Raw genomic sequence first — 23,217 nt, forward strand, 5'->3', positions numbered from 1 at the left:
ATCACTTCTCGATGGTGGGAAGACAAAGCGGCCGCTTGCCCTTGCCGATGAAGCCGAGGATTTCGGCGATCGCGGGATCTTCGCTTGCAAGCGGCCGCACCGCCTCCAGCCGTTCGGCGAACGTGCCGGCGCCATGGAAGAGCTTCTGGTAGAAGCCGCGCACGGTGGCGAGCCGCTGCTTGGTGAACTTGCGCCGCTTCATGCCGATCAGGTTGAGGCTCTCCAGCACCGCATACTGGCCGTTGGCGAGCCCATACGGGATGATGTCGTCGCGCACGCCCGAGAGGCCGCCGACCATCACATAGGAACCGATGCGGGTGAACTGGTGCACGGCGGACAGCCCGCCGATATAGACGGCCTCGCCGATCTCGCAATGGCCGCCGAGCGTCGCCGAGGTCGCGAAGATCGCGTTGTTGCCGACGATGCAGTCATGGCCGACATGGCTGTTGTTCATGAAATAGCCGTCGTTGCCGACGCGCGTCTTCCCGCCGCCCTTGACTGTGCCGACATTCATGGTCGCGCCTTCGCGGATGATGTTGCCGGAGCCGATCTCGAGCGTGGTCGGCTCGCCCTTGTAGCTCAGATCCTGCGGGGCGCCGCCGAGCACCACGAATGGCGAGATCACGCAGCCGTCGCCGACCGTGGTGTGGCCGATGATGGTGACCTGGCCGATCAGCTTGCAATTGGCCCCGATCCGGACGTTGCGACCGATGATACAAAAGGGCCCGATCTCGGTACCCTCGCCGATCACGGCGCCGTCTTCCACCCGCGCGGTGGGGTCGATCTTACTCATCAAGCGATCTTACTTATCAACAAGGTCTGACTATGTGTTGAACTTGCTCGGTTTTCCGCTGGTTAGGCGACTGCGCCCGATCTGTCCAGTGACGTATGATCTCGGCGTGTTTCAGACCGAGGCGAATAGCGAGTAGGGAGTGGCGAATGGAAGTGCCTGCTTCGCCATTCCCCACTCGCTACTCGCCATTCGCGTCCCTCAGTCCGTCAGCATCGCCCCGACATCGGCTTCGGCGACGACCTGGCCGTTGACCTTGGCGTCACCGTGAAACCACCACATGGCCTTGCGGCGGCCGAGCGAGCGCATGTGATACTCGATGGTATCGCCGGGAAGCACGGGTTTGCGGAACTTGCACTTGTCGATGGTGAGGAAATACACCGCCCGCGGCTTCTCGGTGCCCTCGACCGACTTGATGCCGATCACACCGGCGGTTTGCGCCATCGCCTCGATCATCATGACGCCAGGATAGACCGGACGTTCCGGGAAATGGCCCTGGAAGGCCGGCTCGTTGAAGGTGACGTTCTTGATACCAATGCCGCTGTAATCGGCCCGGATGTTGATCACCCGGTCGATCAGCAGCATCGGAAAGCGGTGCGGCAGCGTCTGGAGGATCGCATTGATATCCACCAGCTCGAATTTTACAGGTGATTCCGCCGTCATTCCCGTCCCTCGTCCTTCGGATCGGCCTTGCTGTCGCGCACCAGGCGCTCCACCGCGATGATTTCCTTGAACCATTGTTTGGTCGGCTTGGCAAAAAAACCGCCCCACCGTCCGTTTGGCGGGATGTCGTCCTTGACGCCGCTCATCGCGGTCACCTGGGCCCCGTCGCCGATCTTGAGGTGATTGTTGATGCCAACCTTCGCCCCCAGCGCCACGTTGTCGCCGATGGTCAGGCTGCCCGCGAGCCCGATCTGGGCCGCCAGCAGGCAGTTCCGGCCAATCGTCACATTGTGGCCGATCTGGACCTGGTTATCGATTTTGGTGCCCTCTCCGATCACGGTGTCGCGCAAGGAGCCGCGGTCGATGGTGGTGCCGGCGCCGACTTCCACATTGTTCTGGATCAGCACGCGCCCAGTCTGGGGCACCTTCAGATGGCCCTCGGGACCGAAGAAGATGAAGCCGTAGCCGTCCTGGCCGATCGAGCAACCGGGATGGATCAGCACGTTGTTTCCGATCAGCGCACACTGGATGGCGCTGCGGGCGCCGACGTTGCAGTCCCGGCCGATCTTGACGCCGGGACCAAGGACCACGCCAGCGCCGATCACGGTGCCGCTGCCGATCTCGACGTCAGGGCCGATGACCGTCAGCGGCTCGACGATCACGTCGTCCTCCAACCGCGCCGAGGGGTCGATGATGGCCGACGGCGCGATGCCGTCATTGCCGAACCAGGATTGTGGGCGTAGCGCATCGGCGTGCCATTCCCGCGCGAGCCCGACGAAGGCACGGAACGGCTGCGCCGCCCGCAGCACCGCCACATGCGCCGGCACCTGGGCCTCGAAGCGGGGGCTGACCAGGCAGGCGCCGGCCTTGGTCGCTTTCAGCTCATCGGCATATTTGAGGTTGTCGAAGAACGCCAAATGCATCGGGCCGGCTTCGTCGAGCGAAGCGAGGCCCGTGATGACATGACCGCCCTTGCTGGGGTCGGCCAGTTGCGCCTTGGTCAGCGCGGCGATGTCAGCCAGCGTTGTTTCAGGCGGTCTTTTGAAGAAGGTCGGCTGCGCCATTCCACCCCGTCGCGGTCCGGCTTCGGCATGAAGCGGCCAAGCCGCATCATGCCTTATCTCATGGGTTGAGCACGATCTTTTTGGCGACCGGCCCCAAGGAATTCCTAGAAGGAACTCCCGGGCGGCCGGATCATGCCCTGCTGATCGAATTAGAACGAGGTACCGCCACCGAACCGGAATTCCTGCACGCGGTCATACTTGCCCTTGGTGAGCGGCACTGCGTAGTCGAAGCGCAGCGGACCGAACGGCGAGGCCCAGATCAGACCGACACCGACCGACGAGCGGATCACCTTGCTGTCGTCGTAGACGAGGCCGGTACAGGTTCCGGTGGAGCTCGGATTGACGGTCGACGGGATACAGTTCGAGTTCTTAGTCGTCGTGGTTTCGCCGGTCAGCGCCCAGGTCGTCGGGCCCCGATAGTCATACAGACCGCCGGCGTCGGCATAGACCGCGCCCTTCAGACCCACTTCCTTCGGCAGGAACCAGAACGGCATCTGCAATTCCAGCGACGCGCCCCAGTATTTCGTGCCGCCCAGCGCGTCCTGCGTGCCGTAAGGGTTGAGGTCGCGCGGACCGATACCGTTCGGCGCAAAGCCGCGGACGAGGTTCGGGCCCATCTGGAAATGATCCAGCATGCGCAGATCGTCGCTGCCGACCTTGTTCAGGATACCGCCCTGAAGGTGGACGAGACCGACAAGGTCAGACACCAGCGACTGGTAGTACTTCGCGTCGGCAGTCGTCTTCAGGTACGAGACATCGCCGCCGACACCGGCGAAGTCCTGCCTGAAGTCGATGAGCAGGCCGTCGGACGGGTTCTTGTTGTTGTCGAGCGTGTTGTAGGTCAGCGTGTAGCCGAGCGCCGAGGTCAGCGTCTTGCCGTTCGCCAGCTCCCTGCGCACCGGCAGCGAGGCTTCGCCGTCGAAGTAGCAGCCGAGGTAGTTGGTGCCAGCGAAATTATATCCACTCGCGATAATATCCGCTGTGCCTTGCGGCGTGTTGGCATAAGCAGGCGACGGGTTGAACGCGCCCGAGCCGACGATGTTGTTACAGTTCGCCAGATTGGAAGGCAGCGTGATTTCCTGCTGGTAGATCGAGTAGCGCAGCTGGAGCGACAAATCCTCGCGCAAAGAGAAGCCGAGACGCGGCGAGAAGCCGAGTGTCTTGGTGCCGTAGGAGATGTAGCTGTTGGCCAGCTGCTGACGCTGATAGAGGTCGAGACCCAGGGCGACGCGGTAGTCGAGCAGATACGGCTCGACGAACGACAGCGAATAGCCGCGCGCGTACTGGCCGTAGGTGACTGACGCCTTGGCGAACAGGCCGCGGCCGAGCAGGTTGCGCTCGGAGACCGAGACTTCGGCGAGCGCACCGTCTGTCGTGGAGTAACCGCCCGAGATCGAGAAGTCGCCGGTCGACTTCTCCTCGAGATCGACGATCAGAACCACGCGGTCGCTGGAGGAGCCCGGCTCCGTCGTGATCTTCACGGTCTTGAAGTAGTCGAGGTTCTTCAGGCGGCGCTCGGCGCGATCGACCAGCGCACGGTTGTAGGCGTCGCCCTCGGAGAGGTCGAACTCGCGGCGAATCACGTAGTCACGGGTACGGGTGTTGCCGCGGATGTTGATGCGCTCGATATAGGTGCGCGGCCCCTCGTCAACGTTGAACACGACGGAGACGGTGTGCGCATCGAAATTGCGATCGCCGCCCGGACGCACCACCGCGAAGGCGTAGCCGCGGCGCGAGGCCTCGATCTGCATGTCCTCGACCGATTTCTCGATCGATTCGACATTGTAGAGCGAGCCGACATTGACGCGCGAAAAGCTGCGCAACGAGCTGGGGTCGAAGTTCGCGATGCTGGTGCGGAAATCGACGCTACCGACGCGATACTGCGAACCTTCCTCGATCTTGAAGGTGACGTTGAAGCCCTTCTTCTCCGGATCGTATTCGGTGAGGGCGGCCACGACCTGCACGTCGGCGAAGCCGTTCTTCAGATAGAAGCGACGAATCAGGTCGCGATCGGCCTCGACGCGGTCAGGATCGTACACGTCGGCGCTGCCGAGGAAGCTCAGCAGATTGGTTTCGCGCGTCTTGATGACGTCGCGCAGGCGATAGGACGAGTACGCGTTGTTACCAACGAAATCGATCGACTTGACGCCGGTCTTGACGCCTTCGTTGATCGTGAAGACGAGATCGACGCGGTTGTTCGGCTGCTCGATGATTTCAGGGGTGACGGTCACGTCATAGCGGCCCGAGCGGCGATAGATTTCGGCGATTCGCAGCGTGTCCGACTGCACCATGGCCCGGGAGAACGTGCCGCGGGCCTTGGACTGGACTTCGGCGGTGAGCTGCTCGTCCTTGATCTTCTTGTTGCCCTCGAACGCGACACGTCCGATCACCGGGTTTTCCACCACGGAGACGACGATCTGGCCACCGGCGCCGCGGTTGATCTTCACGTCCTGGAACAGGCCGGTCTCGATCAGCGCCTTGAGGCCGTCATCGATGGCACCCTGATCAAGGCGTCCCCCGGGGCCAGGCTTGAAATAGGACCGGATCGTCTCCACCTCGACGCGGCGATTCCCTTCCACGGAAATCGACTGCACAGTCTGGGCAAGCGCGGCCGAAGACACAAAAGCCCCAACCGGGGCAACCACCGGCGCGCCGAACATGATCAGGGTTGCGAGCAAGCCCCCCCGGAGTCGCAGTCCAAACTTCATTGCGCAACGCGCCCTTATCAACTTACCAGACCCAACCCCAAAGCCGGTCTGGGAGATTCCCCAAGTTCAAGCCGCTTGTAGCCAATTTCCCCGACGCCGCAAACGGCCGAGCGCGCCGTAATTTCAATTTCAGTCCAAGACGTTGCCTAAGAGCAACGCCACAAAAAAGCCCCTATCAAGACGCCGCCATTCGAAGGATGTCATTGTAGGTGGCAAACACCATCAGCATCAGCACCAGACCGAGGCCGATTCGGAAACCCATTTCCTGGGTCCGCTCCGACAGCGGGCGGCCCCGGACCACCTCGGCTGTGTAGAACAGAAGGTGACCGCCATCGAGCAGCGGGATCGGGAACAAGTTCAACAGGCCGATCGAGACCGACAGCACGGCACAGAGATTGATCACGAACTGGAACCCGGCGCTGGCGGCCTGCCCCGACATCTTGGCGATGCCGAGGACGCCGCTGACCTCATTCGGATTGCCCTGCCCGATGAACAGCGAGCCCAGGAACTTGAAGGTGCTGGTGATGATGAACCAGACCTGCTCGACCCCGATCTTGAGCGCCTCGCCGACTCCGACCGGCGCGGTTGAAACCTCACCGGCCTGGGACTTGTGCTCGACGCCGAGCACGCCGACCCGATGGCTGTTGCCGAACGGATCCTTGCGCTCGAGCAGCGCCGGTGTCGCGGTCAGCGAAACGATCGCACCATCCCGCTTCACCCGGAACACCAGCGCCGAACCGGCGCTGGTCGCGACGATCCGCTGCATGTCGGCAAAGCTCTCGATCGGCTTGCCGTCGATCTCGACGACCACGTCGCCGACCTTGAACCCGGCAGCAGCCGCAGCGCCCTCGGCGACGACGCCGTCCACACGCGCGATCGTGCTCGGCTTGCCGTAGTACAGGGCCATGCCTGCGAAAATCAGGGCGCCGAGGATGAAATTGGCGATCGGACCCGCGGCGACGATGGCAGCGCGCGGACCGACCTTCTTGTGGTGGAAGCTGCCGGCGCGCTCCTCAGCCGTCATCGCCGCGAGCGCCTGGGCCGACGGCGTGGAGGCCTCGCTCTCGTCGCCGAAGAATTTGACATAGCCGCCGAGCGGAATCGCCGAGATCTTCCAGCGGGTGCCGTGGCGGTCGTTGAAACCAATCAGTTCGGGTCCGAAGCCGAGCGAAAAGGTTAACACCCGAACGCCCGCCCAGCGCGCGACCAGAAAATGGCCGAGTTCATGGAAGAACACGACAATGGTCAGGACGAACAGGAAGGGAACGACGTAGCCGAGGAGCCCATGGCTCAATGTATTGAAACTATGGGTAAAAAAGTCGATCATCGAATTCCCTCATCCAGCGCCGCAAGGCCCTGGCCCCGAACCATCTACGATGCCTTTAAGGCAATTTGAGGCAATAGGGCGGCAGCTTTATTTCGCGAGACATGGTCAACAGAGATGGCATCATCCGCTGAAGTCATGGGGCCATGGTTCCCGCCTCGAATCCAGTCCTCCAGCGTCGCTTCGACCAGCCGGGCAATCGCGCCGAAGCGAATCTTGCCGGCAATGAAGGCCGCGACCGCGACCTCGTTGGCGGCGTTGTAGACGGTGGTCGCCCCCTTCCCGTGCCGAAGCGAATCGAAGGCCAGGCGAAGCCCGGGGAACCGCTCGAAATCGGGCGCCTCAAAGGTGAGTTGGCCGATCTTGGCGAGGTCCAGCTTGGCCGCCGGTCCCTTGATCCGGTCGGGCCAGCCGAGGCAGTGCGCGATCGGCGTGCGCATGTCGGGCGAGCCCAGCTGGGCCATCACCGAGCGGTCGGAGAATTCCACCATGCCGTGGATGATCGACTGCGGATGCACCAACACGTCGATCTCATCAGGCGTCAACGCGAACAGATAGGATGCCTCGATCACCTCGAGGCCCTTGTTCATCATCGAAGCAGAATCGATCGTGATCTTCTGGCCCATGCTCCAGTTCGGATGCTTCAGGGCCTGCTCGAGAGTGGCTTGCTCGATGTCGGCGGGCTTCCAGGTCCGGAACGGACCGCCCGAGGCGGTGATGATGACGCGGACCAGCTCGTCGCGATTGCCCGATGCGAGCGCCTGAAACAGCGCATTGTGCTCGGAATCGGCCGGCAAGATACAGGCGCCAGCTTTCGCCGCGCGCTGCATGAAGAAATCGCCGGCGCAAACCAGGCATTCCTTGTTGGCGAGCGCGACATGTGCGCCGCGATCGACCGCAGCCAAAGCCGGCTTCAAGCCGGCCGCGCCGCTGACGGCCGCCATCACCCAATCGGCCGGACGTGCGCCCGCCTCGATGACGGCACTTTCGCCGGCGCCGCACTCGGTGCTCGTACCAGCGAGTGCGGATTTGAGCTCGCCGAGCTTGGTGCTGTCTGCGATCGCGACGAAGCGCGCGGAAAATTCCTTTGCGAGTTTCGCCAGCGCCTCGACATTGCTGTTCGCCGTCAAGGCTTCGACGCGATAGCGCTCGGGCGAAGCGCGCAGCAGATCCATCGTGCTGTCGCCGATCGAGCCGGTGGCGCCGAGGACCGTGACGCTGCGAATCTCGGACGCAGCAGGCTTGTTGTTACGCAAAGGGACTGCGCTCATATCCTCACCAAACCATAAGACCGCTTCCGGCGCTATGCACACCATGGCGGAGGAAGCCGATAATCCATGCCACCAGGATGGCGGCGACAAAGCCGTCCAGGCGGTCGAGTAGCCCGCCATGGCCGGGAATTAAGTGACTGGAATCCTTGACGCCGAAGCGCCTTTTCACCGCGGATTCGAACAGATCGCCGGCCTGCGATACCACCGACAGGATGGCGCTGACGAGGAGCAGCGGAACTGCTCGGCCGATACCGAATGCCGCAAACCCGCTCGCGACCGCAAGGCTTGCCGCAAAACCACCGAACGCTCCGGCCCAGGTCTTCTTCGGGCTCACGCGCGGCCATAGCTTCGGCCCGCCAATGCCGCGGCCGGCAAAATAGCCGCCGATATCGGTCGCCCACACCACCAGCAGCACGAACATCAGCGCGGAGAAGCCGTTGGCGAGATCCTTCCGCACCAGGATCGACGCCAGCAGCGCCGCCGCGGCATAAGCGAATCCGGTCGCAGCCCACATGAATTTGCCGCGCGCGATCAGCGTGATGATCGCACCGCCGACGCAGCCAACGATGACGGCGGTCTTGAGCGCACCGGCGGCAACGCACAAGCCCATCATGGCGATGACGATCGTCCCTGCCCCGGTCAACGCGGTCGAGCCAGCCCCAACCACAATGAGCCATTCCGCGAACAGCCCGACCGACACCAGGGTCACGAGCAGCGCCCACAGCCAGCCGCCAGCGTAAGCCAGCGCAATCGTCAGCGGCGCCAGCACCAGCGCTGCGAGGACACGCATCACCAGATTGCTTGAGGCAGGCTCGGCGCCCACCGGTGCGGCGTCGGGTTCGCTCACGAGGCTGATTTCGCGACCAGACCGCCGAAACGGCGCTCGCGCCTGGCGAATTCGGCAATCGCGCTTTCGAGCGCAGCCTTGTCGAAATCGGGCCAGTGCACCGGTACGAACACGAGCTCGCTATAGGCTGCCTGCCACATCAGGAAATTGGACAGGCGCTGCTCGCCGCTGGTGCGGATGATGAGATCCGGATCGGGAATGTCCGGCGCATCGAGATGGGCGCCGAGCGCATCGGCGTCGATCGTATCCGGATCGCGCCTGCCGTCCGCGACTTCGCGCGCGAGCTTCTGTGCCGCCTTCGCGATCTCCTGGCGCGAGCCGTAATTGAAGGCAACCACCAGCGTGAGGCGCGTGTTGTCGCGCGTCAGTTCCTCGGCCTCATTCAGCAGCGCACAGATGTCGCCCTCGAGCCCGTCACGCTCGCCGATGATGCGTACCTTGACGCCATCGCGATGCAGGGTTGCGAGATCGTTGCGGATGAAGCGCCTGAGCAGGCCGAAGAGATCGCCGATCTCGCTCGCCGGACGCGACCAGTTCTCCGACGAGAACGAGAAGATGGTGAGATAGCGGATGCCGAGCTCGTGCGAGGCACGCACCACGCGCCGCAAGGCCTCGACGCCGCGACGATGCCCTTCCGCCCGCGGCAGACCGCGCGCGGCGGCCCAGCGCCCGTTGCCATCCATGATGATGGCAACATGCGCAGGCGCCTCGGACCTTTCGGGTCCTTCCGTTGCGGGCGCGGCGGCGTTGGGCATGGAAAAGAAGCCTTAAACGGTGAGGATTTCTTTTTCCTTGGCGGCCAGCAGCTGGTCGATCTCGGTGATGGTGCCGTCGGTGGCCTTCTGCACTTCGTCGGCGTGACGCTTCTGATCGTCCTCCGACATCTCGTGATTCTTCTCGAGCTTCTTCAGGACGTCCAGGCCGTCACGGCGGACGTGACGCGCTGCCACCTTGGCGGCTTCCGCGTATTTGTGTGCGACCTTGACCAGCTCCTTGCGGCGCTCCTCGTTGAGCTCGGGAATGCGCAGGCGCAGCACCTGGCCTTCGGTCGCCGGCGACAGGCCGAGATTGGAATCGACGATCGCCTTCTCCACCGCCTTGACCATCGACTTGTCCCAGACCTGCACCGAGATCAGGCGCGGCTCCGGCACGCTGACGGTGGCGAGCTGGTTGAGCGGCATGTGGCTGCCATAGGCATCGACCTGGACCGGATCGAGCATCGAGGCCGATGCGCGGCCGGTACGCAGGCCGCCAAGCTCGTGCTTGAGCGAGGCGACCGCGCCCTGCATGCGGCGCTTCACTTCGTTGAGGTCGAAATTACCCGTGGTCATCACGTTCCTCCTTCAATATCCCGGCGACCTCACCGCGCCCCCGCTTCGTGGCGCACCAGATGAGCCGTCAGCCGGCGACGACAGTCCCATGGCCGGCGCCGCGCAGAATCGCGCCGATCGACCCGGGCTCCGCGATCGAAAATACGATGATAGGCAGCGATGTCTCGCGAGCAAGTGCGAAGGCGGTCGCATCCATCACCTTGTAGCCGCCCTCGATCGCCTGCGAGTGAGTCAGGCGGTCGAACCGGGTGGCGGACGGGTCCTTCTTCGGATCGGCCGAGTAGACACCGTCGACATTCGTCGCCTTCAGCACCGCTTGCGCGCCGATCTCGGCGGCACGGAGCACCGCAGTGGTGTCCGTGGTGAAGAACGGATTGCCGGTTCCGCCGCCGAGCAGCAGGATCCGCCCCTCTGCGAGATATTTGTGCGCCGCAGTACGGGTGAACAGCTCGGAAATCTCGGGCATGACGAACGCCGAGAGCGCCCTCGCCGGCGCGCCCTTGCGTTCGATCGTGGCTTCGAGCGCAAGGCAGTTCATCATGGTGGCGAGCATGCCCATGGTGTCACCGGTCGGACGCGACACGCCGCGCGACGAGACCTCGACGCCCCGAAAGATGTTGCCGCCGCCGATCACAACCGCGACCTCGGTGCCGAGCTGGCGCGCGGCGATCAGATCGTCCGCAACCCGATCCATGGTCGGCTGGTCGATGCCAAATCCCTGCTGTCCCGCGAGATATTCGCCGGACAGCTTGATCACGACGCGACGATAGACCGGATCAGTCATGAGCACTTTCCTTGTCCGGGCGCCGCTTCCGGCGGCACGCCGGAAGGAACGTTCCGGCGCTTACTTCTTGCCGCTGGCCGCCGCGACCTCGGCCGCGAAGTCCGATTCCTGCTTCTCGATTCCCTCACCGAGAGCATAGCGCACGAAGCCCGCGATCTTCACGGGGCCGCCGACCTTGCCTTCGGCTTCCTTCACCGCCTGCGCCACCGACTTGCCGGTGTCGTGGATGAAAGCCTGCTCGAGCAGGCAGACTTCCTTGTAGTAGGTCTTCAGGCCGGACTCGACGATCTTCTCGATCACGTTCTCGGGCTTGCCCTGCTGACGGTATTTGTCGGCGAGCACGTCCTTCTCGCGCTTCACGACTGCCGGATCGAGGCCGGTCGGATCGAGCGCGAGGGGGTTGGCGGCGGCGACATGCATCGCGATCTGGCGGCCAAGCGCTGCAAGCTCGTCGGCCTTTCCGGGCGATTCCAGCGCCACGATGACGCCCATCTTGCCGGCGCCGTCGACGACCGCACCGTGGACGTAATGCGATACGACGCCTTGGCTCACTTCGAGCGCGGCGGCACGACGCAGCGTCATGTTCTCGCCGATGGTGGCGATGGCGTCATTGATCGCAGCTTCGATCGTGACGTCGCCGACCTTGGCGGCCTTGATCTTCTCGACATCGGCGCCGGTGTCGAAGGCGACCTGGGCGATCATCTTGACCAGCCCCTGGAACTGACCGTTGCGCGCAACGAAGTCGGTCTCGGAGTTGACCTCGACGACGACGCCCTTGTTGCCCTTGGTGAGCGCGCCGATGAGGCCTTCGGCCGCGACGCGGCCCGACTTCTTGGCAGCCTTCGACAAGCCCTTCTTGCGCAGCCAGTCCTGCGCCGCTTCCATGTTGCCGTCATTCTCGGTCAGCGCGGCCTTGCAGTCCATCATGCCTGCGCCGGTGGACTCGCGCAGATCCTTGACCATCGCAGCTGTGATCGTTGCCATCGTTGAAAATCCTTCTTACCTGCCGATTTGCCGCGGCGTGGCTCCAATGGCCCCGCCGCGGTCCATCTCAGGAATTCGCGTCAACTGAATGAAATGGCGGCCGGATCCTATCCGGCCAACGCATCGCTCGTTTTGACTATTCCGCTTCCGCGGTCAGCGCCTTGGCCTTGGCCACCCAGGCGTCCGCGCGGCTCGGCAGTCCGACTTCTTCGCCGATCGTGTGCGCGGTGTCGTGGTCGAGCTCGGCAAGCTGCCAGTAGTGGAAGATCCCGAGGTCGTTGAACTTCTTCTCGATGGCGCCCGAGACGCCCGGGAGCTTCTTGAGGTCGTCGGCAGTGCCGCGGGGACCCGCAAGGCCCTGGAAGCCGCTGGACGAAGCTGCCGGAAGCTCTTCGGCGAGCGGACGAGCCGAGGCGCCGACATCGATGCCCGACTCGCCCTGGGCGCGCGAGATGCCGTCGATCGCCGCACGCGCAATGAGATCGCAGTACAGCGAAATGGCACGGCCCGCGTCGTCATTGCCGGGGACCACATAGGTGATGCCCTTCGGGTCCGAATTGGTGTCGACGATCGCTGCGACCGGGATGTTGAGCCGCTGGGCTTCCTGGATCGCGATGTCTTCCTTGTTGGTGTCGATCACGAAGATCATGTCGGGAAGACCGCCCATGTCCTTGATCCCACCGAGCGAGCGGTCGAGCTTGTCGCGCTCGCGCTGGAGCGTCAGACGCTCCTTCTTGGTGTAGGAATTGGCCTCGCCGCCGGCCAGCACCTCGTCGAGATGACGCAGGCGCTTGATCGAGGCCGAGATCGTCTTCCAGTTGGTCAGCGTGCCGCCGAGCCAGCGCGAATTGACGAAATACTGCGCGCAGCGCTTGGCAGCATCAGCGACGCCGTCCTGCGCCTGGCGCTTGGTGCCGACGAACAGGATGCGGCCGCCCTTGGCCACCGTGTCGCTGACGGCCTGGAGGGCCTGGTGCAGCATCGGCACGGTCTGGGCGAGATCGACGATGTGGATGTTGTTACGGGTGCCGAAAATGAACGGAGCCATTTTCGGATTCCAGCGGTGCGACTGGTGACCAAAGTGCACGCCAGCTTCGAGCAGCTGACGCATAGTGAAATCGGGTAGTGCCATCGTTTGAATTCTCCGGTTGGTTCCTCCGGAAACGTGTGAGCAAAACGGAGCGTTCTCGCCCCGGCTGCCACCGGACGGCCTTGTGAGCCATGTTTCCGTGTGAGATGGCGCGCTATATAGCGCCATTTCGGGCAGAAGCAAGGAAATAAGGGCCTTTCAGGGGCTTTACCGTCCCTGAAAGGCCCAATCGGGCAATTGCGCCCTGCCCCCTAGCATCTTGGCTGGTTGGGCGGGCATTTTTTCGCCGCTGGGGGCGGCGCAGGCGGCCTGGGCGGCGGGGCGGCCGGTCGCGGCGGCGGCGGTGGCGCGACCGCCATTCGCGGCGGCGGTGGGGGCGCCGGCCGGGCCACGGGCGGCGGCGGCGCGGGCCGAGCCACGGGCGGCGGAGCGGGCCGAGCGGCTGCAACTGGCGGGCGCGGTGGCGGGGGCGGCGCAGCCATCCGCGGCGGTGGGGGCGCTACCCGCGGCGGGGGCGGCGCCACGTGCGGCGGAGGTGGAGGCGTCGGCCTTGCGAGCGCCTGTGGATGGGGCGCGGGTGGCGGCGGTGGCTGCCTTGTGACCTGCGCGGGCGTTGGTGTTGCAGGCCGCTGGCTCGGCGGCTTGATCTGCTCCCGCGTGGTGACCGGCGGTGAAGGCTGCGTCGGCTTCCCATTGGTCACATTGGTCGTGGTCACGCCCGGCTTGCCTGCCGGGGTCGTGGTCGGCGGCGTGACGGCCGGCTCATGCGCCAAAGGTTTCCCGTGCTCTGCTGCACCGACCGCCGGCGTTTGCGCAACGGGCGGCTTGGCGGCCGGGTTGGTCGCGGCGCCGGCCGGGGCGGTCGTGGTTGCAGGCGCTGTTGCCGTATTTGGATGCGCCTGCGGCTGACCATTGGCAGGTGCCGTCGCCGTCGGCGCCACCCGGCTCGGCGCCGTCGGTGGACCAGCTGCACCGGCCGGCGCAGGCGGCGTGTTCTTGGTGCCCGGCACCGGCAGCGCGTGGCCTGGCGCCGGCGGTGGCGTCGACGTCGACGGAGTGGTCGTTGTCGTGGTCGGCGTGGCGTGAACCTGCATCACCTTCATCGCTGCCGGCTTTACCGTGGGGTTGCTGACGAGCGCCGCCTGGCTCGGCTTGAGGGGCTGATTCGGATTGGCCTGAATCTGCTGCGCCTGCTGCTTCACGACGGTCGGCACCTGCGTCATCGCGCTCGGGCGCCCAGGTCCGTTCGCCGCAATGGTTACGGCCGCAGTGGTATTGCCCGGCGGTGGCGGCGGCGGCGCCTGGTTGATCACGGTGTTGATGACCGTGGTGTTATGGATGTTGTTCACAATGATGTTGTTCGCCGGCGGCGCGACATAGGCCGGCGGATTGTAGAAGGCCGGGATCGGCACGAACACCGGCTGCGGCAGCACGAACAAGCCGACCACAGGAAACGGCGGCGGCAGCACCACGAAATCCGGCGGCGGCGGCGGACAGAAATAGACCGGCGGTGGCGGCGGCGGCACGAAGTCGAACACGGGATCGCTGAAATACAGCACCGGACGGTCGACATAGACGATCTCCTCCGGCGGCGGTGGCGGTACGTCATAGTCCATCACCGTAAACGTCGGCGGCGGCTCGAGCGGCGCGGTCAGGATCGCAAGCCGGCGCCTTGCATCGCCCGCATGCGGCCCGTGCGGATAACGCCGCAGATACGACCAATAGGCGTCCGGTGTATCGGCGCGATAGGTCCGTCGCCAGGTGATCGCCTCGCGGCGCGCCGCCACGATTGCCATCACGCGCTTGGCCAGGGGATCGCCGGGATAGGCGGCGAGAAACTCTTCATAGGCCGGCAGCGTGTCGCGCTCGAGCGCGGCCGCATAGGCGTCCTGCACGCCGAGATCGCGGATCGGCTTGTTGCGGATCGCGGCAACCTGGTCGGGCGCGGCCTGGGGCGGCGGCGCGTCTGGGGCGCGATCGAAGAAGCTGAATTGCTCGGTGATCTTCTGGTCGTCCCACGGCACCTGCGCGCCCTTGGAGTTCTCATTGACGCGCAGACGGACGCGGTCGAACACCTCCGGCAACGACAATCCGCCGGTGCGGATCATCTCGGCGAGCGATTGCGCGTAGATGCCGTACGGCCCTGGCTCTTCGGGTGCCACCGTGCCCGGCGCGGCGTTGAAGGCGATCAGCATGTTCGGATCGGGCTCGACCAGCGCAAGCCCGCTCGCGATCGGCTGCTGGCCGCCCTCGATGAAGGGTTGGGCCCGTGCCGCATCGAGCACGATGATGTTGGCCTTGAGCGGAATGGCCGCGAGCTGGCGGGCATAGTCGCTGATGCGCAGCGCCTCGGTCGGAATGTCGGTGTCGCGCGTAATGCTGGAGTCGACCGGGATGAAATAGTTCTCGCCGGCAAGCTGCACGCCATAACCGGCAAGATAGACCATCGCGACGGTGCCGGGGCCCGAGGCCTGCGCCTTCTGGATGAAGTCGCGAAGGCTCTTGCGCAGCGTGTCGCCGTCGAGATCGCGCGCGCCGACCACGTCGAAGCCCGCCGCCTGCAGCGTCTGCGCGATCAGACCGGCATCGTTGGCGGTGGTCGCCAGCGGCGACTTGGCATAGGCGCCGTTGCCGACCACGAGCGCAATGCGCTTTTCCTGCTGCTGTGCGCGCACCGGACTGAGCGCGCCCGCAACCAGGAGGATCGGCAGAAGGAAGCAGATGAAGGCCTTGTGTGTCCCACGCATGGCTTGCTCGCCCGTTATTGTTGTTGGTGCCCCACCACGCATGAAACGCGCGGCCAGCTGAATGGCACTTGAACGAAAGGCTTGGATTGAGGCGGAGGCATGGCGCCCGGCGCCTCGTCAGCCTACCGTAAGCTTCAAGCCTCTGCGAAAACTTCAGCCTTGAGCGATCGGGTCCACCGCTCCCGTTTTCAGCCGGTAGATGCCCCCAACAATCTTCAGCTTGCCCTGCTCCACCGCCGCGTTGAGGATCGGCGCTGCCGATTTCAGTTTGGCGACGTTGTCGATCACGTTCTGCCGGATCGCCTTGTCGAGCACCTCCCCGCCCTGCTGCATCGCGGCCTTGGCCGCCGGCGCGATCGCCTCGACCAGCGAAGGAATATGTCCCGGCGGCTGCTTGTCGTCCTTGATCGCCTTCAGCGTCGCATCGACCGCGCCGCAGGCATCATGTCCCAGCACGAGGATCAGCGGCGTGTTGAGCACGGCCACAGCATATTCCATGCTGGCGATGGTCTCGGTGCCGGCAAAATTGCCGGCGACGCGGCAGACGAACAGATCACCACGGCCGGTGTCGAAGGCGTATTCCGGCGCAATGCGCGAGTCGGCGCAGCTCAGCACCGCCGCGAATGGATTCTGCCCGCCGGCCAGCGCTTCGCGCTCATGCCTGAAATCGTGGCGCCGCGAGACGCCCTCGACGTAGCGTGCATTGCCGTCCATCAATCGCTTCAGCGCCGCATCCGGCGTCAGCACGTTCTGCGGCTTGGGTGGCGCCTTGGCTTCCTTGCTGAAGGCCGGGCCGGCGAAGGCCAGCCCAAGCGCGGAAACGGTCAGGTGAACGAAAGATCGCCGCGAGGGCGCGATGCCGTTGTTGCGATCATTGACGCAGTTCTTGCACATGCTTGGCTCCTCCACGTCGCGCCGCCCCCGTCGATGCAGCGGCAGTCTTGCCGTGCATCTTAGTCAGCGGCTTGCAATTCGGCGAGCTTCGTTCGCGCGGTCGCCTCGTCCAGCGCCACGAGCTCGCCCGGCCCGAGATTGGACTCACCTGCCGTTGCAACGGAAACGACCGCAAGCCCGGCGAGGCCGCCGAGGACCGCTCCGCCCGTCGTGGCATCATGCCGGGCACTGCTCTTAATGAGGTAGAAATGCGTCCGCCCGGCCTCCATCAAGATCTCGCGCTTGGTATCGCCGGGAAACAACGCCTCGGTCAGCAGCACCTCGTGCCGGCCGGCGGGACGATCGGCATAGGCGTACTTCCCGGCCACGACTGTCCCGAGCGGTGCACCATCGAGCCTCACCTGGCAGCCGCAGATGGCCATGCTCAGGCCTTGCCGCTTGTCCTGCAAGAACACCACGCGTGACTGCCCCGCGCGCGGAGGACCAACCTTTTGTGAGACCGATGCGAAGTCGGTTCCGACCTGATCGCTGACGCAGCCCGTCAGCACCGCACCTACGGCCAACAACAACACGCCCAATCTCAGCATAACACCCCCACTCCAATCCCCGGGGCGCATGCTAGCCAGAAACAGCGTAGGGTTGCAACCGGTCCAATGTGACTAGCTTGCAAAACGCCGGGCGCAGCGAGTGCAGCTAAATTTGCTGCACGTCCACCACCCCGGCGACCGCCTTGATGGCGCCGGCGATCTGCGGCGAGACCTTGAAGCGGCCGGGCAGCTTCATCTCGACCTCGGTCTCGAGGTCGAGCATCATCACCAGCAAGACCTCGCCGTCGCCATTGGAGCGCGGCGCGATGCCGGGACTGCCGATCTTTGGCGCTCCCCCGTTCGAGGGGGCTGCCTCGGGTCCGGCGAGACGCTTGGCGATCGAGTCCAGCGGCTTGGTGTCGCGCACGAAGATGCGCAGGCCCTTCTGCGTCTTGGCCGCAGCGTCGTCGAGCGGCTCGGCATGCAGCACGCGGGCGCGGACGTCCTCGCCTTGCAATTCCGCCCCGAGCTGGAGCAGCACCGCGGCGCCCGGCTCGAGCACGTCGCGATATTGCGCGAGGCCTTCGGAGAACAGCACCGCCTCGAAATGACCCGTGGGATCAGAAAGTCCCATGATGCCCATCTTGTTGCCGGTCTTGGTGCGCCGCTCCATGCGCGATACCACGGTCGCGGCGACTTTGCCGGCGGTGGCGCCGGTCTTCACCGCGCGCGAAAATTCCGCCCAGCTCTGGACCCGCAGGCGCTTCAGCACGGTGGCGTAATCGTCGAGCGGATGGCCCGACAGGAAGAAGCCGACCGCGTCGTATTCGCGGCGGAGTTTTTCGGCCGGCAGCCAGGGCTCGATCTGCGGCAGCATGATGGTCGGCGCGTCCGCCGACATGCCGAACATGTCGTTCTGGCCGATCGTTGCGGCCTCGTGCGCGCGCTGGCAGGCGGCGAGGATGGAATCCGCACCGGCAAAGACGCGAGCGCGGTTCGGCTCCAGCGTGTCGAACGCGCCGGCGGCGGCGAGACTTTCGATGATGCGCTTGTTGATCGCGCGCGGCGAGACGCGCGCGGCAAAATCGGCGAGCGAGGTGAACAGCCCGTTTTTGCTCCGCTCCTCGATGATCTGCTCAATCGCCTGGATGCCGACACCCTTCAGCGCGGCGAGCGCGTAATAGATCGTCTTCTCGCCGACCTCGAACGTGGCGCCGGAGCGGTTGATGTTCGGCGGCTCGACCTTGATGCCGAGGCGCTGGGCCTCGGAGCGGAATTCGGAGAGCTTGTCGGTATTGTTGAGATCGAGCGTCATCGACGCCGCGATGAACTCCACCGGGTAGTGCGCCTTCATGTAGGCGGTGTGGTAGGACACCAGCGCGTAGGCCGCCGCATGACTCTTGTTGAAACCGTAGTCGGCGAACTTGGCGAGCAATTCGAAAATGGTCTCGGCCTGCCCCTTCGGCACGCCGTTCTTGACCGCGCCCGCGACGAAGATGTCGCGCTGCTTGTCCATTTCGGCGCGGATCTTCTTGCCCATGGCGCGGCGGAGCAGGTCGGCGTCGCCGAGCGAATAGCCCGACATCACCTGCGCGATCTGCATCACCTGTTCCTGGTAGATGATGACGCCGAAGGTCTCCTTCAGGATCGGCTCGAGCACGGGATGCAGATATTCCGGCTCCTCGTCGCCATGCTTGCGCGCGCAATAGGTCGGGATGTTCGCCATCGGGCCCGGGCGATACAGCGCCACCAGCGCGATGATGTCCTCGAACCGGTCGGGGCGCATGTCGATCAGCGCGCGCCGCATGCCCTGGCTTTCAACCTGGAACACGCCCACCACATCGCCGCGCGCCAGCATCTGATAGCTCTCGGCGTCGTCGATCGGCAGCGTGGCGAGATCGACATGGATGCCGCGCGGCTTCAAGAGCTTCACCGCCACATCGAGCACGGTCAGCGTCTTCAGGCCGAGGAAGTCGAATTTGACTAGGCCCGCCGGCTCGACCCATTTCATGTTGAACTGGGTCACCGGCATGTCGGATTTGGGATCGCGATAGAGCGGCACGAGCTCGCTCAGGGGACGATCGCCGATCACGATGCCGGCCGCATGCGTCGAGGCGTGTCGGGTCAGGCCCTCGAGACGCTGGGCGATATCGAAGGCGCGCGCCACAATCGGGTCTTCGTCGCGGAACGCCTGGAGCTTCGGCTCGCTCTCGATCGCCGCGGCGAGCGTGACCGGCGCCGCCGGATTCTGCGGCACGAGCTTGGTGAGCTTGTCGACCTGGCCATAGGGCATTTGCAGCACGCGCCCGACGTCGCGCAGCACGCCGCGCGCCTGCAGCGTTCCGAAGGTGATGATCTGGGCGACCTGGTCGCGGCCGTAGCGCTCCTGGACGTACCTGATCACCTCGCCGCGGCGGTCCTGGCAGAAGTCGATGTCGAAGTCCGGCATCGAGACGCGCTCGGGATTGAGGAAGCGCTCGAACAGCAGGCCGAACTTGATCGGGTCGAGGTCGGTGATGGTCAGCGCCCAGGCCACCAGCGAGCCGGCGCCCGAGCCGCGGCCCGGCCCGACCGGAATGCCCTGGCTCTTCGCCCATTTGATGAAGTCGGACACGATCAGGAAGTAGCCCGCGTACTTCATCCGCATGATGACGTCGAGCTCGAACGCGAGGCGCTTGTTGTAGTCCTCTTCGCTCGTGCCCTGCGATAGCCCGTGCACGCGCAGGCGATTGGCGAGCCCCTCCTCCGCCTGCCGTTTCAGTTCGGCCGCCTCGACCGCGGCGGCATCGGAGCTGCCGGCAGCACCAACCGTGAAGAACGGCAGGATCGGCTTGCGCGTCATCGGGCGGAACGAGCAGCGCTCGGCGATCTCGACCGTCGAGGCCAGCGCCTCCGGAATGTCGGCGAACAGCACCGCCATCTCGGCGCGAGTCTTGAAGCGGTGATCGGGTGTGAGCTGCTCGCGCTCGGTCTCCGCAATCAGCCGGCCGCCGGCGATGCAGAGTAGCGCATCATGCGCCTCGTAATCGTCGGTCGCGGCGAAATACGGCTCGTTGGTCGCCACCAGCGGCAGGCCTTTCGTATAGGCGATGTCGATCAGCCCGCTCTCGATGCGACGTTCCTTGTCGGTGTTGTGGCGCTGTATCTCGACATAGAGGCGGTCGCCGAACAAACCGGCGAGCCGCTCGCAGCGCGCAGCCGCAACCTCGGCCTGTCCGCTCGCAAGCGCGAGCGAGATCGGCCCGTCGGGACCGCCGGTCAGTGCGATCAGGCCTTCGGTCTCGCCGTCGAACCAGTCGAACTTGATGAACGGTGCATGGCTGTCGGGCGATTCGAGGAACGCGCGCGAATTCAGTCGCATCAGGCTGCGATAGCCACGCTCCTGGGCGGCCAGCAGCACCACGCGCGAGGGCGCAAGCGCGTTGCGCGCGTTGGGATCCTGGTCGCCGAAATCGATCGCGAGTTCCAGGCCGACGATGGGCTGGATGCCGGACCCAGCCATCTTGTCGGAGAATTCGAGTGCGCCGAACAGATTGTCGGTGTCGGTCAGCGCCAGCGCCGGCTGGTGGTCCTTCTTCGCAAGCTCGGCGAGCTTGGCGATCTTGATGGAGCCCTTCAGCAGCGAATAGGCCGAGTGAACGTGAAGGTGAACAAATCCGGCGCTCGGCATGATCGCGTGACGGCCTCTTGCAGATGGGATGGTGCGGTCACCGGCTGCGCTCGCCCGGCCGACTCGCCTCCCAATGGTGGGGGCTCGCCTCGCCAGAGTCCACGCTGGCGCTGCCGATCCGCCGCCTCATCCCGCTTTTCCCCAAGGGGGCCTTGGCTGGGTTAGAGTTGCGGGATGACCTGGGCCCAGATCGCAATCATCCCGACAAACAGCGCGATCGACGTCAGTGCAGCGGCTTCTTCCACGAAAATCCTGAACATGGCTTGCTCCATCACTAGAACGTATCGAGAACATTGTTCTCATTTCGTTCCAGAGAGTCAAGCCGTCCAAGCCACCTCGAAATGGAATGGTTAACTCACTGAATTCGCGCAATAAAAAAGCCCCGGCACAAGGCCGGGGCTTTCGACAATCGCTCTAGAACGACCAGTCTCAGTAACGCGCGACCATCGGGCCGCCGAACTTGTAGTTCAGGCGGACGAGGCCCATGTCGACGTCCTGACGGATGCGGTCGGTCTGGAAGCCCGCGAAGGTGACGTCCTTGTCCGACAGGAAGATGTGGTTGTACTCGACGCCAACCGACCAGTTCGGAGCAAAGCCGACCTCGAGGCCCGCACCGACGGTGCCGCCCCAACGGGTGTCGCTGACCGACGCAAAGGTCACGCCGGCAGCACGCAGCTCGTTCTTGGTGCCAACCACAGCCGCACCGCCCTTCGCGTAGAGCAGGACGTTGTTCCAGGCGTAGCCGACCTGACCGGTGATCAGACCGAACGAATCGATCTTGGAGCGATCGGTGAAGCCAGTGATACCGCTGACGTTGTCGCCGGAGAAGTCGGCCCAGTTGCCCTGACCTTCGACGCCGAACACCCACTGCGCCGACTGCCAGCGATAGCCGACCTGGCCACCGACCGTGCCGCCCGTCGCGTTGTGCGAGCCTTCGCCGCCGACCGTCGGAGCGAGCCGATCCCACGTCGTGTGAGCCGAAGCGCCACCGCCGTTGATGCCGATGTAGAAGCCGCTCCAGTCGTAGATCGTAGCGACCATGGCAGGCGCCTTGGTGTAAGGCCGCGCAGCGAGGTCAGCAGCCAGCGCCGGCGCAGTCGCGCTGATCGCGACAAGGCTCACAGCAGCAAGCAACAAATTCTTATTCATCTGATTCCCGTTCCAGTTTCGTCGTTAGGCCCCCGGGCCGTGACGTCGTCATAACAGCGATCGACGGAATTGCTGTAACTCCGACGCAACAGTCGAAGCCAAAGGACCGTGTTGTGTTAATGGATGTTGAGCAGCGCGCGCGGGAAACCCTTTGAAACAAGAGTGTTCCTGAGTTCCAATGTCAATCGCGAGATCTATACTGGAGAGGCGCGTAACAACGACGCACGCACATTCGCGTGAATTGACGTGTGAACAGAGAAGAAGACAAATTCGTAAACCAATTGCCCTCCCCATTGCCGCCACATTTTCGCTCGCCTTCGCCACATTCGCGTTCATGTTGCGCGAAAGGACACCGGCACGCGCCTTCAGGACTCATCGCAGTTCTGTCTCACAGGCGATGAATGGGCGGCGCTCAGCAACTGCAGGTTCGACAGCTATGTGCAATGCCAGCGAGAAGGCGCAGCTGATAGCGCGCGCCCTGCTCTCATTGCCAGGGCGGAACGCTCAACGACGGCGCGATCCCGACGGCCCCCTCCTCGCCCCGCTGCGCCAGACCATCGCAGAGCGACAGAGCTGAAGCGTCCAGCGCAAGATGCGGTTCGCGCGCCGCGCGCCACGTGTCCCACCGCGAGGTCTCGCGCTTGGCAAGCGCGAGCAGATCACGCGCCAGGTTTACGCGCGCAAAGAACAGGCCGGTCGTCGTTCCATGACCGAGCTGCTCGGGATCCATCGCGCCGGATCGGCATCGTTGCCACGCCTCGATACCTGTGATGAACGCCGTGCGCGGCACGTCGGTTGGTTCGAAATCGAATTTGAGATGGTTGCGATGCGGCTCATCGAGTTCGGCATCGACCAGAACCCAGCGCTGTTCGCCCTGCGCCCAATATTCGCACACCCAGTGATCGTGATAAGGGTGCCCTGAGAAATACGTGGCGAAACCGCAGCGGACGCGGGCCGGCACGCCGTGTTGGCGCAGAACGGCGCATAACATCAACGCAAAATCCCGGCACGTTGCCAAGGCGCGCAGCTCGCCCGGCCGTGCGATGGTCAGCGGTCTTGGGTCAATCGCCAGAAGCTGATCGAGACGTTTGGACACAGGCAATGTGGCGCGGCTTTGACCGGAAAACGCAGCTGGGTCGAACCCCTGCTTCTCGATCCAAGCTTCGTGGATCAGCAGGCCATGCAAAATGCGACACAATGCTGGAATATCCAGCGGCAAGCCGTCGATCGAACCGGCATGAGCGCCGGGATCGCTCAGCGCGCTATGGCCGGCATAATAGTCGAAAGTCGCGAGTTCACTCATCTGGAGCCTGTCGGCAAAAGCCGGAGAACCATTCAATGGGTATGACCGCCCACATCATCCGTACAGTAAGC

The 23,217-nt window shown here is 64.4% G+C and carries 18 protein-coding genes and 1 pseudogene; 1 reads left to right on the plus strand and 18 read right to left on the minus strand.

Annotated elements, in window-relative coordinates; translation table 11 throughout:
- Position 1: 1 nt before the first annotated feature.
- The 17 genes from lpxA to BM374_RS08105 all read right to left on the minus strand — a co-directional run bounded on the left by lpxA (position 2) and on the right by BM374_RS08105 (position 21,843).
- On the minus strand, positions 2–793 hold the full coding sequence (gene lpxA, locus BM374_RS08025) for an acyl-ACP--UDP-N-acetylglucosamine O-acyltransferase (RefSeq protein ID WP_092290772.1): 792 nt from the start codon (positions 791–793) through the stop codon (positions 2–4).
- A gap of 198 nt (positions 794–991) precedes the next feature.
- Positions 992–1,453: a 3-hydroxyacyl-ACP dehydratase FabZ gene (gene fabZ / locus BM374_RS08030; protein WP_024341283.1), complete on the minus strand. Its 462-nt coding sequence runs from the start codon at positions 1,451–1,453 to the stop codon at positions 992–994.
- Positions 1,450–2,517, minus strand: coding sequence for a UDP-3-O-(3-hydroxymyristoyl)glucosamine N-acyltransferase (gene lpxD / locus BM374_RS08035; RefSeq protein ID WP_092290774.1), 1,068 nt, complete (start codon positions 2,515–2,517; stop codon positions 1,450–1,452). The genes fabZ and lpxD overlap by 4 nt, the downstream gene beginning before the upstream one ends.
- 149 nt (positions 2,518–2,666) lie before the next feature.
- Entirely contained in the window at positions 2,667–5,225 is a 2,559-nt protein-coding gene (gene bamA / locus BM374_RS08040; protein WP_092290776.1) for an outer membrane protein assembly factor BamA, read from the minus strand.
- Between the two features lie 175 nt (positions 5,226–5,400).
- Entirely contained in the window at positions 5,401–6,552 is a 1,152-nt protein-coding gene (gene rseP / locus BM374_RS08045; RefSeq protein ID WP_092290778.1) for an RIP metalloprotease RseP, read from the minus strand.
- A gap of 44 nt (positions 6,553–6,596) precedes the next feature.
- On the minus strand, positions 6,597–7,820 hold the full coding sequence (gene dxr / locus BM374_RS08050) for a 1-deoxy-D-xylulose-5-phosphate reductoisomerase (RefSeq protein WP_092290780.1): 1,224 nt from the start codon (positions 7,818–7,820) through the stop codon (positions 6,597–6,599).
- Positions 7,821–7,824: 4 nt separating this feature from the next.
- Positions 7,825–8,667, minus strand: a complete 843-nt coding sequence (locus tag BM374_RS08055) for a phosphatidate cytidylyltransferase (RefSeq protein WP_092290782.1) — start codon at positions 8,665–8,667, stop codon at positions 7,825–7,827.
- Complete coding sequence (locus BM374_RS08060; protein WP_092290784.1) at positions 8,664–9,422, minus strand: isoprenyl transferase; 759 nt, start codon at positions 9,420–9,422, stop codon at positions 8,664–8,666. Before BM374_RS08060 ends, BM374_RS08055 begins: the two co-directional genes overlap by 4 nt.
- Positions 9,423–9,434: 12 nt before the next feature.
- Positions 9,435–9,998 carry a ribosome recycling factor gene (gene frr, locus BM374_RS08065; RefSeq protein WP_092290786.1) on the minus strand — a complete coding sequence of 188 codons (564 nt, stop codon included), beginning with the start codon at positions 9,996–9,998 and terminating at the stop codon, positions 9,435–9,437.
- A 67-nt stretch (positions 9,999–10,065) separates the two neighbouring features.
- Entirely contained in the window at positions 10,066–10,782 is a 717-nt protein-coding gene (gene pyrH, locus BM374_RS08070; protein WP_092290788.1) for a UMP kinase, read from the minus strand.
- 60 nt (positions 10,783–10,842) lie between these two features.
- Complete coding sequence (gene tsf / locus BM374_RS08075; protein ID WP_092290790.1) at positions 10,843–11,766, minus strand: translation elongation factor Ts; 924 nt, start codon at positions 11,764–11,766, stop codon at positions 10,843–10,845.
- Between the two features lie 136 nt (positions 11,767–11,902).
- On the minus strand, positions 11,903–12,898 hold the full coding sequence (locus BM374_RS08080; protein WP_092290792.1) for a 30S ribosomal protein S2: 996 nt from the start codon (positions 12,896–12,898) through the stop codon (positions 11,903–11,905).
- 209 nt (positions 12,899–13,107) lie between these two features.
- Positions 13,108–15,603 (minus strand): caspase family protein, encoded by a 2,496-nt coding sequence (locus BM374_RS08085; RefSeq protein WP_092290794.1) that lies wholly within the window; start codon positions 15,601–15,603, stop codon positions 13,108–13,110.
- Positions 15,604–15,756: 153 nt separating this feature from the next.
- A complete protein-coding gene (locus tag BM374_RS08090; RefSeq protein ID WP_092290796.1) occupies positions 15,757–16,497 on the minus strand; it encodes a carbonic anhydrase in 741 nt (246 codons plus the stop codon).
- Between the two features lie 59 nt (positions 16,498–16,556).
- Positions 16,557–17,084, minus strand: coding sequence for a DUF2846 domain-containing protein (locus BM374_RS08095; protein ID WP_177248170.1), 528 nt, complete (start codon positions 17,082–17,084; stop codon positions 16,557–16,559).
- Positions 17,085–17,190: 106 nt separating this feature from the next.
- Entirely contained in the window at positions 17,191–20,694 is a 3,504-nt protein-coding gene (gene dnaE, locus BM374_RS08100; RefSeq protein WP_092290800.1) for a DNA polymerase III subunit alpha, read from the minus strand.
- 429 nt (positions 20,695–21,123) lie between these two features.
- Positions 21,124–21,843, minus strand: a complete 720-nt coding sequence (locus tag BM374_RS08105) for an outer membrane protein (protein ID WP_092290802.1) — start codon at positions 21,841–21,843, stop codon at positions 21,124–21,126.
- A gap of 324 nt (positions 21,844–22,167) precedes the next feature.
- On the opposite strand from BM374_RS08105, the pseudogene BM374_RS40100 reads away from it, so the two are divergent.
- Positions 22,168–22,260: pseudogene (locus BM374_RS40100) on the plus strand (hypothetical protein); the annotation flags it as partial.
- A 67-nt stretch (positions 22,261–22,327) separates the two neighbouring features.
- On the opposite strand, the gene BM374_RS39320 reads toward BM374_RS40100, so the two are convergent.
- Positions 22,328–23,062, minus strand: coding sequence for a transglutaminase-like domain-containing protein (locus tag BM374_RS39320; RefSeq protein ID WP_244552547.1), 735 nt, complete (start codon positions 23,060–23,062; stop codon positions 22,328–22,330).
- Positions 23,063–23,217 lie beyond the last annotated feature (155 nt).

The organism is Bradyrhizobium sp. Ghvi, assembly GCF_900115265.1.
Taxonomy (GTDB): Bacteria; Pseudomonadota; Alphaproteobacteria; order Rhizobiales; family Xanthobacteraceae; genus Bradyrhizobium.